The organism is Halomonas qinghailakensis, from assembly GCF_025820815.1.
In the GTDB taxonomy this organism is placed as follows: domain Bacteria; phylum Pseudomonadota; class Gammaproteobacteria; order Pseudomonadales; family Halomonadaceae; genus Vreelandella; species Vreelandella qaidamensis.
In genome coordinates this window covers 3386152-3401235 of record NZ_CP096973.1, presented here as the reverse complement: position 1 = coordinate 3401235, position 15084 = coordinate 3386152, and the positions used below count along the sequence as shown (strand labels likewise).

16 protein-coding genes are annotated in these 15084 nt (G+C 50.2%); 2 read left to right on the top strand and 14 right to left on the bottom strand.

The window, feature by feature from the left end; translation table 11 throughout:
* Nucleotides 1-126 precede the first annotated feature (126 nt).
* Nucleotides 127-423, top strand: coding sequence for a hypothetical protein (locus M0220_RS17460; protein ID WP_449768893.1), 297 nt, complete (start codon nucleotides 127-129; stop codon nucleotides 421-423).
* Here M0220_RS17460 and M0220_RS15460 read toward each other — a convergent pair.
* The 6 genes from M0220_RS15460 to M0220_RS15435 form a co-directional block, all read right to left on the bottom strand.
* On the bottom strand, nucleotides 407-574 hold the full coding sequence (locus M0220_RS15460; RefSeq protein ID WP_198036709.1) for a hypothetical protein: 168 nt from the start codon (nucleotides 572-574) through the stop codon (nucleotides 407-409). The genes M0220_RS17460 and M0220_RS15460 overlap by 17 nt on opposite strands.
* A 355-nt stretch (nucleotides 575-929) precedes the next feature.
* Nucleotides 930-1805, bottom strand: coding sequence for a hypothetical protein (locus M0220_RS15455; RefSeq protein ID WP_264018148.1), 876 nt, complete (start codon nucleotides 1803-1805; stop codon nucleotides 930-932).
* 64 nt (nucleotides 1806-1869) lie between these two features.
* The gene (locus tag M0220_RS15450) at nucleotides 1870-2877 is read right to left on the bottom strand and encodes a PIN domain-containing protein (protein ID WP_264018146.1); all 1008 of its coding nucleotides are present in this window, start codon (nucleotides 2875-2877) and stop codon (nucleotides 1870-1872) included.
* Between the two features lie 135 nt (nucleotides 2878-3012).
* Complete coding sequence (locus M0220_RS15445) at nucleotides 3013-3384, bottom strand: hypothetical protein (protein ID WP_136938103.1); 372 nt, start codon at nucleotides 3382-3384, stop codon at nucleotides 3013-3015.
* Nucleotides 3385-3419: 35 nt separating this feature from the next.
* Nucleotides 3420-4280 (bottom strand): S1 family peptidase, encoded by an 861-nt coding sequence (locus M0220_RS15440; protein WP_136938102.1) that lies wholly within the window; start codon nucleotides 4278-4280, stop codon nucleotides 3420-3422.
* Nucleotides 4281-4522: 242 nt separating this feature from the next.
* Complete coding sequence (locus tag M0220_RS15435; protein ID WP_264018145.1) at nucleotides 4523-4936, bottom strand: hypothetical protein; 414 nt, start codon at nucleotides 4934-4936, stop codon at nucleotides 4523-4525.
* 410 nt (nucleotides 4937-5346) lie between these two features.
* On the opposite strand from M0220_RS15435, the gene M0220_RS15430 reads away from it, so the two are divergent.
* Nucleotides 5347-6267, top strand: coding sequence for a ketopantoate reductase family protein (locus tag M0220_RS15430; protein WP_264018144.1), 921 nt, complete (start codon nucleotides 5347-5349; stop codon nucleotides 6265-6267).
* 191 nt (nucleotides 6268-6458) lie between these two features.
* Here the strand turns inward: M0220_RS15430 and mmsB are convergent, their stop codons facing one another.
* The 8 genes from mmsB to M0220_RS15390 all read right to left on the bottom strand — a co-directional run bounded on the left by mmsB (nucleotide 6459) and on the right by M0220_RS15390 (nucleotide 14949).
* Nucleotides 6459-7352 carry a 3-hydroxyisobutyrate dehydrogenase gene (gene mmsB / locus M0220_RS15425; protein WP_264018142.1) on the bottom strand — a complete coding sequence of 298 codons (894 nt, stop codon included), beginning with the start codon at nucleotides 7350-7352 and terminating at the stop codon, nucleotides 6459-6461.
* Between the two features lie 38 nt (nucleotides 7353-7390).
* The gene (locus M0220_RS15420) at nucleotides 7391-8506 is read right to left on the bottom strand and encodes an enoyl-CoA hydratase/isomerase family protein (RefSeq protein ID WP_264018141.1); all 1116 of its coding nucleotides are present in this window, start codon (nucleotides 8504-8506) and stop codon (nucleotides 7391-7393) included.
* 20 nt (nucleotides 8507-8526) lie between these two features.
* Nucleotides 8527-9681 (bottom strand): acyl-CoA dehydrogenase family protein, encoded by a 1155-nt coding sequence (locus tag M0220_RS15415; RefSeq protein WP_264018140.1) that lies wholly within the window; start codon nucleotides 9679-9681, stop codon nucleotides 8527-8529.
* Between the two features lie 246 nt (nucleotides 9682-9927).
* A complete protein-coding gene (locus M0220_RS15410) occupies nucleotides 9928-10920 on the bottom strand; it encodes a branched-chain amino acid ABC transporter permease (protein ID WP_030072550.1) in 993 nt (330 codons plus the stop codon).
* 2 nt (nucleotides 10921-10922) lie between these two features.
* Nucleotides 10923-11810 (bottom strand): branched-chain amino acid ABC transporter permease, encoded by an 888-nt coding sequence (locus M0220_RS15405; protein ID WP_009724569.1) that lies wholly within the window; start codon nucleotides 11808-11810, stop codon nucleotides 10923-10925.
* Nucleotides 11811-12039: 229 nt separating this feature from the next.
* Complete coding sequence (locus M0220_RS15400) at nucleotides 12040-13263, bottom strand: ABC transporter substrate-binding protein (RefSeq protein ID WP_030072547.1); 1224 nt, start codon at nucleotides 13261-13263, stop codon at nucleotides 12040-12042.
* A 151-nt stretch (nucleotides 13264-13414) separates the two neighbouring features.
* Nucleotides 13415-14164 carry an ABC transporter ATP-binding protein gene (locus tag M0220_RS15395; RefSeq protein ID WP_030072546.1) on the bottom strand — a complete coding sequence of 250 codons (750 nt, stop codon included), beginning with the start codon at nucleotides 14162-14164 and terminating at the stop codon, nucleotides 13415-13417.
* Nucleotides 14161-14949 (bottom strand): ABC transporter ATP-binding protein, encoded by a 789-nt coding sequence (locus tag M0220_RS15390; RefSeq protein WP_030072544.1) that lies wholly within the window; start codon nucleotides 14947-14949, stop codon nucleotides 14161-14163. Before M0220_RS15390 ends, M0220_RS15395 begins: the two co-directional genes overlap by 4 nt.
* Nucleotides 14950-15084: the final 135 nt, after the last annotated feature.

Here is a 15084-nt window from a genome sequence, read left to right as displayed (position 1 = left end):
GGCCGGCCGGCTCCACTTCCCTTACAAACCTCGACGCCTACCCAGTCTCCGTTAGAGCGTTCCGGCTCCTCGGTCGCGCCGATTGGACAGGCAGCGTGAGACTCCAAACGGTATGGTACGCACACGATGCGCCGCACCAAAGCGACGCTGATATACCGTAGAACGAAAAATTTAAGGGCAGTGCAACTGCTCCTGGGTCACACGAAGCTGGAAAGCACCGTCAGGTATCTAGGAATAGAGGTCGATGATGCGTTGGAAATGGCAGAACAGACAGAAGTGACGGCCTATCCTGGGCCGTCGTTACCCGGCCAAGAGCGGATATTAAAGAGTTTTCAGATTAATGATGTTCACAACATCTATTCCACGCCCCCTTCCCTAAAACGCGGAGCGTGGCGGGCTGGGAATGTCAGTTTCCGTCCTTGAATTTTGCTTTGCAATTGCCGCTCATGCACATGGTACAGTAGTGCTCTCTATCCTCATGCTGAGCACCCTCAGCGATGATAATGCCGCAGCCGTTGCAGAACAGGGTGCCAATCCCGTCTTCGAATTTCACAATTGCATGTTCGTAGTCCATAAAGTTCTCCGCGAAGACCCCATCCTGCAAGAACGGGTAGTAATAGCTAGTCAGCAAAAGCCTACCTTTATCTGATATTTCCTTCGATGGCGCTATCAGACGTCAGTTCAATTTCCTCTCGACCATCAGGTTGATACAGATAATAACAACACACCTAAACAGCACAGGCTAAGCAATTCTCTCCCTGGCAACAGATGCATTCAGTGCCATTATTCTCGGATATGCAACTCTGCATCACCAAAGTTGGCTTGGCCGCTATCGGCCAATTGCTGCCCTTTAGGCATCTCTGATATAACGCCTTGGGTAAGCTGCCGGTGCGGAGCGCAGTGTAGTACTGGTAAGCTTCACCCACTGGTTAGTTGCTTGCCTCGGCAAGAAACTGATCTTTCTCTTTGCACTCTTTTTCAAACTTGAAAGCTTCCTTTCTATCACCCAAGTATCGAGAAATGCCATTTAATCTCATAAACCCACCAATCGGCTTTTCATGGTGGCCAATGATCAATCCACCATAGCAGTTATGTGCATGGCATCCGCTCAAAACAGTGGCATTGTTGGTGACAAGGATGTTGGTCGGTCGAACCAGTATCTCAACGCCATTTCGAAGAAAGCGACCTCGGTTGATAACCACTTTGTTTGGGGGCTGAAAATCAAATTCTATAAGAATTTTCCGGTGTGCCTCTCTAACGGTTAAAGTAGTCCCAACCAACTGAATATCCCAAGGCTCGACTGAATAAAAAAGCTGATTGTTTTTTATGTGCAGGACAGGTGTATTGAACTCATCAAAAATCACCACGTTAAGCAAGAAATGACCATCAGCCAAGATAAGACCAATTAGCGGAGTTCCGTCGACGCTAATTGGTGCCATCGCGGTTCCATATCCTTGGTCTGCACACGTAAAACTATTGCCACCGATTTCAATGCACGCCTCGCGACCTGAAAAATAGAGATCATAAGGCTTTGATACACCTTCTCTCAGGTTATATGGATTACTGTTTGCCTCTCGTACAACCTCCTTTGGAAGTAATCCGCCGGTTTTCTCCCTATGGTGTTGATCACAGAGCAATGTGATTTCATCTGCGACGTGCCTTTGAACCTTAGCCCACTCTTCCATGTGCTCATATTCATACAACGGCATGCCGCACATCACACACCCAAATCCACATCGCTGCCTTACATCACGTTGGATTGGGAGCGGAATATTCCGGCTATCGCATTTTTGTTCGTTAGACATATAAACCTCGTTTTGGCAACTAACGCCGCATTCATCGGCTCGTCCGGTAAAATGCTTTGTTAACTTAGGTGTCCAACATATCCCATTCGTCACCTAGAACCCAACGCAGCGCTGATAACTTCCCGTTGATCATTCCCCACTCAAAGTCACTCCATGGGCCTGTATCTTCATACGTCTCTTCAATGCATTCAGCTGATTTAATAGCACCTTGGAGGATATGCTCATGAATTACATCTGAGCCATAGCGCTCAGTTCCTTCAGCTACGATTTCAATTTCACCGTTTTCGATGAGCCATATACGGTTTTGATGACGGTTGTACCAAACCTTATCGACCAGCTCATCCATGGAGTCTAATATTTCTCTCAACCCTCTGGTTTCTTCTGAAAAATCATGTTCAAACTCGACTTCGGCAAGCAAATCAGGATCAATGTGGTCAATAGCTGGAGCTAGATTATTGAAATAGAAAGAGTTCGAAAATGAAAATATCTCGTCAAAATCCGAATGCGGTTTTCGATGATCTTTCGAGGAAAAGTCGTTATGGTTATGGGTAACAAAAATGCAAGTATAACAGCTACGATTTAGGCTACTCATAAACTCGAAAAACTGCTCAATGATGACAGCATCTGCAACAGAGTTTTTGCTTATATGAAACGGTGCTCTTTTTTCTAGTCCTCGTTGAACGGCAGCGATTTTTGAACGCTCACTAACTGGAGTTACCACTGCCGATTCAATTAGTCTTTCAACTCTATAGATAGTTGCGTAATTTGCCTCGGTTAAAAGGGGCAGTCTTGCATTGATATCATTTAAAACGTCTATGGTCGCTCCTTGCTTTTCACCAGCAAACTCATTTACCACAGCCTTGACCTGCTTAAACTCTTGAGACAGTCGTTGTGCAGTTTTCTTCGCCACACTCTCCTTATTTCGCTCATACTCCTCAATAACCAGGTCAGCCAAGACTAATTTTACGCTGTTCGAACTCACAAGCTCCTCTAGTGCAGACACTAGAGGGAGATCACTTCTTTTCGTAGAAACATCCAGCAAAACACATGTATCGAGAAAGATGTAATTCATATAATGCTTATTCTCGCTTGTCTCTTGTCACTGATTCTGGCTCAAGTTAACGCTGATAGTAACCAGCGCCGGAGCGCAGCGGAGGGAACCAAAAGCGGTACGCTTTTGGCGTCCGGTTGACCTCTTGGTTATGTTTTATTTCGGCAGTAAGGTCAAAACACTCTGCACTAGACCGCTTTGGTACAACTGGAAGATGCCAGCAGAGACAGTTGTGATATCGGAACCTACTCCCAGCCAACTACGGAGTTTCGATGAGCTCACTTCTCGAATGACATCATCTTGACTCAAGTCCGGTTTGTTTATGGCTTCCAATACTGCGAGAAGGTCTTTGGGAGGAGTTCCTTCAGCTAGTCCCAACTGTTGCATGAGCGATGGTGGATCACGAAGGTCGATGGCACGCTCGCATCCTTCAATATTGAGCCCATCAGCTGTAATTGGAGCATCCGCAGGTGCGCTGATTCCAGTACCACAGTTCACGATCCTGACATTTTTCAGATTGACCGCCATACGGCTCTCCTACTCAAAAAAACATAACGCTCGAATCAGTGGCCAGCATTAGCGGATTCGCTGAATTCGCTTGTTAACAGCTTATCTGCCATAGCTTCAAGTGGCTCAAGTTCTAGCGATTTTATGACGTATCCCAAATTGTTGGGTATGGATGTCTCGGCGATGGGTCTGCTACTTGTGGGAATCGGAACTACAACAATTTCGCCATTTGCTCTATGCTGTGGCCCTGCGTATAAAACTCCAAGTAGCTTCACTCTTGAACCCACAGCTAAATTACCGTTGCGGTCGACGTAACTGCCAAAATTCGCTAAGAATACTGGGCTTCCGCTAGATCCTGGAAAACAGGCCATGTCCACTACAAACTGCTTTTTACCCAGATAGTCGTCACCCGGAATTGTGGCGATAATTCCTCTTCTGGCAATAGAACCATTATTAGCGCTATCCCATATACCGTTCGGGTAGCCAATCATCGTAACTTCTTCCATCGGGAGAAGTTCACTGAACTCCGACTCTATTGTGGATATATTCTTATCAAAGCTGTAAATTGCCGGCTGAAGATTTCTCCCCTTAAAGTGATTGTATATCGGTGCTGATAATATCGCGCATAGATCTACACTATCATCGGGGTGAAGAAGAACATTGCTTCCGTCAATTGAATATTGAATATTTTCAAACTTGCCTGTCAGATTTCCTTGCCTGTCTGCAGTGCTTACTGGAAAGGATATTTCAATTGCTCCATCTATGACGTGCTTGTTAGTCACTATTGCAGGCACATGAGAGCCGTCCTCCCTTACAGCAAACCGGTAAGCGAAGCCAGAGCCGGTTGAAATCTGGCCATTCCCCATTTTCGCCTCAATGCGAACTACACTTTTCATTAACTGATCAAGGATGTGCATAAGTTTCCTGTTAACACCGTATTATACAGCGCATTCTATGATTGAATGAACGTGCTGGCACTTCTTCCGGCAAAATTCAGCCTGCGAGCCCCCACCCTAAGCCTATGATTTTTTGGTCTAATAACTTCCATTAGGCCGTATAGTTAAAATTCGCGTTCCTACTGAATTTCCAAGAATAGCCGCTTTGGGTCGATAGTGCGCTTGTTTGATCTAGAGTTATTCGCCACTTTTTCTAACGGACATTACTGATCGCTACGCCTCCAATACTCTTCACGACTTATTGGATCAGTCATTAATCCATTACAAAGTTGATTATACTTTACAAATAGGATTTCAAGATTTGAAAAATCACGACGCATTTCATCAAACTGCTGGATGCGTGCCATCTCCGCCCTAGCCTTTGTAACCTCAATATTACTAAGGGTAACCCCCTTTAGGAATGCTTCATTCGCAAGAGCAGTGAATTGCTCGGCCAAGTCGCTCTGCCCGCCGCGACGTACGCCTTCAGAAGTAATTGTGTAGTAACTCCAACACTGTGCATAATCGGCTGCAAAGTTTGATCGGACGTAGTCCTCGTCGGCGGCTTGAGCATGGATAGAAAATGCCATTAATACAACGAATACAATAGCTATTACTTGAGACTTAATTATTATCATCTTCCGCCACCTTTAAGCCCATAACACCAATCATTGTGAATACCCCATATACTCAAAGAACGTGATCGTCGCTTTGATCGGCATGGCCGCTCAGGGTCGAAAGCCAACATTACATGCACCATTTCACACGTGCTCTCACTCTTCCCTATTGCGTGACTCAGCCTCTTGCACAAAATCTTCTTAGCCTTAACGCTAGCAGATAATCCTTCTGCCCGTCATTAGTCATTAGCCGCGCCTTGCGGTCTTCTGCCACGTCTAGAGCCTGTTCGCTCATAACGCCTTTTAGCTTCTTCTATCACCAAAACAAAAAAGCCGATGCAGTGAAGCTGCTGCTCACCTCTCCTTCATTTCCTTATGCGGAACACGGTAAGCTTGGCGGTAACACCGCTACTGATGGCTAAAAATCAACGATGACTTCCCATTGGATACTTGGCCCTGGGGCCATTGGTCGCCTGTTGGCGCATTCGCTTTCCCCCTTCACTGACGCCACATTGATTGGCCGACGTACGCTGCCTGAACACCAACGCCTAACAACACCAGAGGGTGAAGAGCGAACTCAGCGGCTGGCAACCGTTACGGTTGCGGAGCTGGCCTCTCACCCGCTCCCTTCACCTGGGTGTGTACACATCACCACCAAAGCCATGGCCGCTGAGACAGCGCTTGCCAGCATTGCTGATATGATTCCGCCCACTATCCCGCTGGTGCTGTGGCAGAACGGTTTTTTGGCGCAGCCACGGCTGACTGATAGGTGGCCAGGGCCAGTGCTGTGTGCAACGACGACCCAAGGCGCTTACTTAACTGGCAGTGATGGCGTGGTTCACGCCGGTCGGGGGCCGACCTTTATTGGCGATCTCAACAATCAACACGGTGAACTGGCGGAAGTAATGACGCAGGCACTCACCCAGGCAAATTTTGCCGCAACAGCGGTGAGTGATATACGCCAACGCTTGTGGCAAAAATTGGCGGTGAATGCAGCGATTAACCCACTGGTAGCGCTCAACGGGGTGCGTAATGGGGAACTGCGCAGCGACGCGTATGCGGTTCGTGTAGAAGCGGTGATAGCGGAGGCCGCGGCGATTTTAGAGCAGGAAAGCATTGCACCACCGGCTGGTGGCAAAGGCGAAGACGCGTGGTTGGCGTTGGTATGGCAGGTCGTAGAAAACACTGCTAACAATAAGGCGTCGATGCTGCAGGACGTTGAAGCTAAACGCCCCACCGAACGTGGGGCGATTTTAGGGCCGTTGATTGAAAGCGCCGAGCGGCATGGGTTGGCGTGTAGGGAGTTGACGAAGCTTAATAGTGAGTTAGCTAAATTGGAGGCGGCGTTTTAGGAAAACTTAGTGGCTGAAGCATCGCGCGCTAAAGCGCCCTCCCACACTATTCAGTTGCCCGCTGCGCTGCCAGGGGTGTGCCGTACCCACCAACCCCGGCAGCACTGCACGCTGCTTTGCGGGTGCGCTTCGCTTACCACGCCCTACAAAACCACAACTATTTCACACTCCTCACGCCAACTCCTTACTTCTCACGCCTTATCTTGATAGAACGTCAGCAGGCTGGAGAAGTCGAGTTTGCCGTTGCCACCTGCTTTATGCAGGGTGAATAGCGAACGTGCCGCCGAACCCATGGGCACCGGTGAGGCGCTTTGTTGGCTAACATCCATGGCGAGGCCCAGGTCTTTAATCATCAGATCTACCTGGAAGCCGCCTTGATAGCCTTTCGAGGCAGGGGCATTTTCCATCACGCCGGGATAAGGGTTGTAAACGTTAAGCGCCCAGTTCCCCCCAGAGCTTTGTTTCATAATTTCGGACAATACTGCAGGGTCCAGGCCGTTTTTAACGCCCATATTGATCGCTTCGCAGGTGCCCGCCATCAGGATGGAAAGCAGCATGTTGTTGCATACTTTCGCCACCTGCCCTGCGCCATGGTCGCCAGCGTGGAAGATATTCTTACCCATCACCTCAAGCACGGGCTTGGCCTGTTCAAATTGTGCGGTGCTACCGCCAACAATAAAGGTCAGCGTGCCCGCTTGTGCTCCGCCTACCCCGCCGGATACAGGCGCGTCGACAAAGCCAACGCCTTTTTCAGCGCCAGCGGCAGCAACGCTGCGGGCGGTATCTGCATCAATGGTCGAGCAGTCAATCACCAAAGCGCTCTTTTTAATGACATCAAACAGCGGTTGGTCACCGTCTACATACAGCCCACGTACGTGCTTGCCTGCGGGCAGCATGGAAATAATAAAATCTGCGTCGGTGGCCGCTGCCTGAGCAGAAGCCGCCACTTCACAGCCTTGAGATTTCGCTGTTTCCAGCGCTTGTTCAGAAAGGTCGAATGCGCGAACGTTAAAGCCCGCTTTCGCCAAGTTGGCCGCCATGGGGCCGCCCATATTGCCTAAACCGATAAACGCGACAGTGGTCATCTTTGTTGTCCTTATTCGAAAATTGACTAGGAAACGGATTAGTGAAGATCCGCCAGAGGACTCTTTTCCCACGGCGAAGCCAGCAGCTCTTCAATAAAGGTCTGTTCTACTGACGCGACATCTGGGTATTTCCAGGCAGGCTGGCCATCTTTATCGACTAACAGCGCACGCACGCCTTCGGGGAATTCCTGATGACGGCAACACTGCACTGAAAGCGCCAGCTCAAACTGAAACACCTCAGCCAACGACATGTGCTTGGCGCGCTTTAGCTGCTCATCAATTAGCTTCACTGATACGGGGCTACCGTGGGAAAGCGTTTTCTGCGCTTTACTGAACCATTTGTCGTCGCTGTTGACCGCCAGCACAGCATCTACAACTTGCTCAACCGTGTCATGATCCATTAGCTCACGAATCAAGGCTGCAGATTTGTGAACCGGCGACTCCAGCTCGGCAAATACCTCTTGAGACGCTTGTTCAAATTCGCGCAATACACTGTTTACCACACCATGAGCATCGGTTTGCTTTCCTTCTCCCCAGGCGGCATCCATCAATTTTTGAGCCAGATCTGCGCGGTAATGGCTAGCAATCGCGCGGTCCGCAAGGCCAAGATGGACGGCATCCGGTGCGTTAATTTGGCTACCGGTCATGGCTAGAAAGCGTCCGGTGCCATTCGGCAGGCGGTTTAAAAACCAGCTTGCGCCAACGTCTGGGTATAGGCCAATGGTCACTTCTGGCATCGCCAGTCGAGACGTTTCTGTCACAATTCGGTGGCTGCTACCGCTAAGCAGCCCCATTCCACCGCCCATCACAATGCCGCTGCCCCAGCAAATAACCGGCTTGGGATAGGTGTGAAGCAGATAATCCAGGCGGTACTCGTGTTCAAAAAAGCGCTCAGGGAAATCTGGCTCTCCGTCTCCTTTGATCGCTTTATACAAATTGACAACGTCGCCCCCTGCGCAAAACGCTTTTTCACCGGCGCTATCCAACAGAACAGCGACAACGCGCTCGTCGGTTTGCCACGCTTTCAAACGCGGCAGAATCTCTTCAATCATCTCTAACGTCAGGGCATTCAGCGAACGCTCGGCGTTAAGCGTGATCTCGCCAATAACATGGCCATCTTGGGTGGCGTGTTCAGCAAACAGTACGCTACTCATTCCATTGTCCTTGTGGTTGGCTACAGCTCAGAAGCGCCATCAGATAGCACGCGGCGAGAAATAATCAGTCGCATGATTTCGTTAGTGCCTTCCAGAATACGGTGTACACGGGTGTCACGCACATAGCGCTCCATCGGGTACTCCTTAATGTAGCCGTTGCCACCATAGAGCTGAAGCGCCTCATCACACACCTTGAAGCCGACATCAGTTGCAAAGCGCTTAGCCATGGCGCAATAGGTAGTCGCATCGGGATGGCCAGCATCCAGCTTTGTGGCTGCCATACGCACTAACTGACGAGCCGCCACAAGCTCAGTAACCATATCCGCCATACGGAACTGAAGCGCTTGGAAGTCTGCCAGGCGCTTACCAAACTGCTTGCGCTCCAGCATATAGTCACGGGCTTTATTGATCGCCTGCTGGGCGGTGCCGATTGAGCAGGTGGCGATGTTGATACGTCCGCCATCCAAACCCTTCATAGCAATCTTGAAGCCGTCGCCTTCGTTACCTAGCAGGTGGTTGGCAGGCACGCGTACATCTTCAAAAGTAATCATACGGGTTGGCTGGCTGTTCCAACCCATTTTGTCTTCTTTACGGCCGTAACTAATGCCGCTTGCTTTAGCATCAACCGCGAAGGCAGAAACACCGCTGGGGCCTTCGCCCCCAGTGCGCGCCATCACCACTAAAAAGTCGGTGCTACCAGCGCCAGAGATAAACATCTTGCTGCCGTTGAGTACGTAGTCATCGCCATCACGCTTGGCCGTGGTTTTAAGCGAGGCCGCATCCGAGCCTGAGTTAGGTTCAGTTAAGCAGTAAGAGCCCAGCAACTCGCCTGTGGCGAGCTTTTCGCCCCACTGCTCCACTGCTTCCGGCGTACCGAAGTCGGCCAGCATCCACGTCACCATGTTATGAATAGTGAGATAGGCAGTGGTTGAGGTACAACCCATGGAAAGCTGCTCAAAAATAATGCTGGCATCCAAACGGGAAAGACCAAGCCCGCCAACGCTCTCTGGTGCATACAGTGAACAAAAACCTAATTCACCGGCTTTGCGGATGACATCCACAGGAAAGAAGGATTCAGCGTCCCACTGCGCAGCGTGGGGCTCTAACTCATTCTGGGCGAATGCCCGGGCCATATCGGAAAAAGCAACCTGGTCTTCACTTAACTCAAAATTCATGGCGAATCTCCGCAGCATGCTTAGCTGGACAGCCTGCGATCAGGCTGAGTAGCTTAGCGTTTGCTATTATCTTTGTTAGTCATTGACGTTATTGGCGATTGTCTTTAATGGTGATGTTGACGTTTACGTTAACTTATATTCTTACCCTAACAGGTGCAACCGCTTACCCCACTACCTTTGGCGTAGAGCCGTGATTTGAGCAGAAAAAAGGGTGCCCTGAGGCACCCAAACAACGGACAGAACCGGTTATTTAAAGTTTTTGCGGTACATCTTAGCGAGTTCCCCCACAATGCCACTGCGAAAGCTAAGTACGCAGACAACAAAGATAATACCCAGAATGACGCTCACCCAGTTACCCAACGGCGACTGTGCCAAGATGTGTTGTAGACTAACAACTATACCTGCACCCATAAGGGGGCCAAGCAGTGTGCCTACCCCACCCAGCAGCGTCATTAAGATAACTTCACCTGACATATGCCAGTGCGCATCGGTTAACGACGCCAGCTGGAACACAACGGTTTTAGTAGAACCAGCCAACCCGGCCAACGCCGCAGAAAGCACAAACGCCAGCAGCTTGTAGGCATCTACGTTGTAGCCCAGTGAAATAGCGCGCGGTTCATTTTCACGAATCGCTTTGAGCACCTGCCCAAAGGGCGAATGCACGGTACGCTGAATCACTGCGAAGCCAAATATAAATATCGCAAACACAAAGTAATACATCGCCAAGTTACTGTTCAGGCTGATCATCCCAAACAGGTCACCGCGTGGCACACCGTGCAAGCCATCTTCACCACCAGTGAACGACGACTGGACAAAGACGAAGAACATTAGCTGAGCAAGGGCGAGCGTCACCATGGCAAAGTAAATGCCCTGACGTCGGATCGAAAGTACCCCAAACAGCCCTCCCAACAGGGTTGCCATTAAAGTACCTGCGATAATCCCCATTTCCGGCGTTAAGCCTGGATAGCTTGCCAATAAATAGCCGGTAACATAACCGCCGGTGGCTAAAAATGCTGCGTGACCGAACGAGAGCAACCCCGCGTAGCCCAACAACAGATTAAAGGCGCAGGCAAAGAGCGCGAAGCAAAGAATTTTCATCAGGAAGACGGGGTAAGCCAAAAAAGGAGCGACTAACCCAACGGCCAAGAGCGCAAGATAGAACATATTGCGACGCATTCTGGCCCGTTTCTGTCGTTCTTGTACGGCTGATGGTGCATTGAGTGCTTGAGAGTCTGCCATGGTTATGCCTCCTTACCGAACAGCCCAGCGGGGCGTAACATGAGCACCAATATCATCACCAGGAAGATCACGGTATTGGAGGCTTCGGGGTAATACACTTTGGTTAAGCCTTCGATGATGCCCATACCCAGACCGGTGAGTATCGCTCCCAGAATAGATCCCATACCACCGATGACGACCACCGCAAACACCACTATCAGCAGGCTTGACCCCATCGTAGGTGAAACAGGATACAGCGGTGCTGCCAACACGCCTGCAAAGGCGGCTAGCGCTACGCCAAACCCGTAGGTAAGGGTAATCAACAGCGGTACGTTTACCCCAAACGCCTGCATCAGCTGGGAGTTCTCAGTTCCCGCCCGCAGATAAGCGCCCAACCGTGTACGCTCGATCATAAACCACGTAAATAGACACATGGCCAATGCCGCTACCAACACCCAAGCGCGGTAGGTAGGCAGGAACATGAAGCCTAAGTTCAGGCCGCCTTGAAGTGCTTCTGGGGTCGAGTATCGCGCGCCAGAAACACCAAAGAAATTAACCAGCGTGCCTTCAAAAATTAGCGCCAACCCAAAGGTAAGCAGCAACCCATAGAGATGGTCTAAATGGGCAATGCGTCGTAGCAAAAAACGCTCCATTAGCATGCCGAAACCACCGACGACTAGCGGCACCAGAAATAGCGCCAGCCAATAGTTGATACCTAAATAGCGAAAGCCCAGCAGTGCGGCGAAGGCTCCCAGCATGTATTGCGCCCCATGGGCAAAGTTGACGATCTTCAGTAGGCCGAAGATGACCGCCAGGCCCAAACTAAGCAGTGCATAAAAGGCTCCATTCACAAGCCCAAGCGTTAGCTGGCCCATGAAAACGGCCAATGGCACGCCGAATATCATCGTCATTTTATGACTCTCCTCGCCGCCAAGCGGACAGTAACGCTCGCTACTATCCCTGCGTGTTGCTTATTTTTAGAAGCGCTTACAAAAACGCTTTTTCAATAATATCCAGCGGGTTACATGAATCGCCGAGTTATCCGACAGTGCCTGAACAACTCGACGATTTAACCGCCTGGTTTCTAAGATCGTATGTTTATAAACGCTTATGTTTATAAACTCTTAGCTTCATAAGCTCTTAGTTTTGAACCAGCTTGCACTGGCTATCAGAGAGCGGACGGTAGGCTTCATCGGCAGGAATGGTGCTAAGGATTTCATAAAGATCCCACTCACCGGTAGACTCTTCCGGCGTCTTCACTTGGGCAAGATACATGTCGTGAATCATGCGGCCATCTTCACGAATGGAGCCGTTACGCGCAAAGAAGTCTTCAATGGGCATATCAGCCATTTGGGCGCGTACAGCTTCAGGGTCATCTGTTCCCGCTGCTTCTACGGCTTTCAGGTAGTGCATGGTGCTTGAGTAGATACCCGCTTGAACCATAGTAGGCATACGGCCAACTTCTTCAAAGTAGCGCTCTGACCACTCACGAGAATCTTCATCCATGTCCCAATACCAGCCAGTGGTTAACAGCAGACCTTGGGTGGATTCCAAACCTAGCGCGTGCACGTCGTTCAGGAAAATCAACAGACCTGCTAACTGCTGGCCGCTCTGAGTGAGCCCAAATTGGCTAGCGGTGGTGATCGCATTGACGGTGTCAGCACCGGCGTTCGCTAAGCCTACAATCTTCGCACCAGACCCTTGAGCCTGAAGGATATAAGAGGAGAAATCGCTCGTTGGGAACGGATGACGCACACCACCAACAATCTCACCGCCATTGGCTTCAACCACATTGGTCACATCAGCTTCCAGTGCATGACCAAACGCATAGTCAGCGGTTAACAGGAACCAGCTGTCGCCGCCCTGCTCTACAACCGCTTTTGCAGTGCCGTTCGCTAGCGGGTAGGTGTCGTATACCCAGTGGATGTGGTTGGGCGTGCAGTGTTCGTTGGTAATGCTTGATGCTGCAGAACCCGACACAATGCCCAGGCCGTTGTTTTCTTCGAGTACTTTAGTCACTGCGATAGACACCGAGGACGCCACCAGGCCACCCACCATGTCAACGTTACGCTGGTCGATCCACTCACGTACCGTGTTAGCACCGACGTCAGCACTGTTACGATCGTCAGCGCTAAAAATCACGATAGGCGAACCATTAACGCTACCGCCAAAATCAGCAACCGCCATTTCCATGGCTGTTTGACCGCCTGGGCCAGCTAAGTCACGGTAAGTACCTGACATATCGGCCAAATAACCAATGCGAACTTCGCCATCGCTGATTTCAGCATGAGCGGTAGAGATTGCCATCGTAGAGGCGGCAGCAACAGCGATACTGGCGGTCAGCGTTTTTTTCATGAAGGTCATGTTCGTCTCCTGGCCCTCGGGGCCTTTGTTGTTGTGTTACGACGTACCAATGAAGTGCTTATAGAGCGTTTAGTGTTGTTAAAACTGAGTTGTCAAAACTGAGTTGTTAAAGCTGGATTATTAAAGCTCGTTTTATTGATTCAGGTTAGCGTTATACCCCTAGCATGGTATTGAGATGATCTCGACGTGATGGAAGCTGTGCTGCACTAATCTCTTCGACAATCTGACCGTGATCCATGACAAAATGACGATCTGCCAGCGGCGCTGCAAAACGGAAGTTCTGCTCCACCAGAACAATGGTCATACCGCGTTCTTTTAACTGGATAAGTACTTCGCCAAGTTTTTGCACAATAACGGGGGCTAAACCTTCGGTAATTTCATCAAGTAGCAAAAGCCTCGCACCAGTGCGCAGAATGCGTGCCATTGCTAGCATCTGCTGCTCACCACCAGAAAGCCGCGTCCCCTGGCTTTTGCGACGCTCGTAAAGGTTAGGAAACATGCCGTAGATTTCATCTAGGCTCATTCCGCCAGAGCGAACCGTGGGCGGAAGCAATAAATTTTCGTGTACATCCAGGCTTGCAAAAATACCGCGCTCTTCGGGGCAGTAACCAATGCCAAGCCTTGGAATATGGTGTGCCTTCATATTCAGCGTTTCGTTGCCATTAATCACAATCGAGCCAGTACGACGCCCTACCATATTCATAATGGATTTCAAGGTAGTACTGCGGCCCGCACCGTTGCGTCCCAGCAGCGTAACTAACTCTCCACGCTTAACATCAAAGTTCACGCCGTGAAGAATGTGTGATTCACCATAGAAAGCGTGTAGGTCTTGCACTCTCAGCATTTCTAGCGTTTGGGAATCAGCTAACTCGTTGGCTTCATAGGCTTCAGCGGTATTCATACGGCAGCCTCCTCTTCTGCAGCTTCACTGCCCATATAAGCCTCACGCACTAATGGATTGCGGGACACCTCTTCATAGTTACCTTCGGCCAACACCGCGCCGCGGGCTAGTACCGTAATACGGTCACAAAGGCGGCTAACCACACTCAAGTTGTGCTCCACCATTAAGACGGTGCGCCCTTTCGAGACACGCTTAATCAGCGCAACGATACGGTCAACATCCTCTGCTCCCATACCCTGAGTCGGCTCATCCAACAGCATCATCGTAGGGTCAAGCGCCAACGTAGTAGCAACTTCAAGTGCGCGCTTTCGCCCATAGGGCATCTCTACCGTTAACGTATCGGCGTATTCACGCAGGCCAACCTCGTCAAGCAGCTCTAACGCACGCTCATTGAGGTGATCCAGCGACTTCTCGGATTTCCAGAAGTGGAACGATGTGCCTAATTGGCGCTGTAGCGCTACCCGAACGTTTTCCAGCGCCGTCATATGGGCAAACACTGCCGAAATTTGAAACGAACGGACGAGACCTAGCTGTGCGATCTCATTAGATTTTTTGCTGGTAATTGGCTTACCGCGATAAAGGATCTCTCCACGAGTAGGCGGCAAGAACTTGGTGAGCAGGTTAAACACGGTGGTCTTTCCGGCACCATTGGGACCAATCAGGGCGTGAATATGCCCTTCCTGCACTTGAAGATTAACGTTATCCACGGCGGTAAAACCGCGGAACTCTTTGGTCAGCCCTCTTGTTTCGAGTACTGGCCCGCTAAGAACATCGTCTGCACGCATGGAGTGGTAAGCCTCTTTTTGTTCTTGTGTTCGGGTGTTCTTGCATCCGGGTGTTTGGTGCTGACGTTTCACCAACCGCTTCACCTTGTGAAACTCGTTAGCCGGCAACACACCCTTACCTGAACGTAAGGTGTA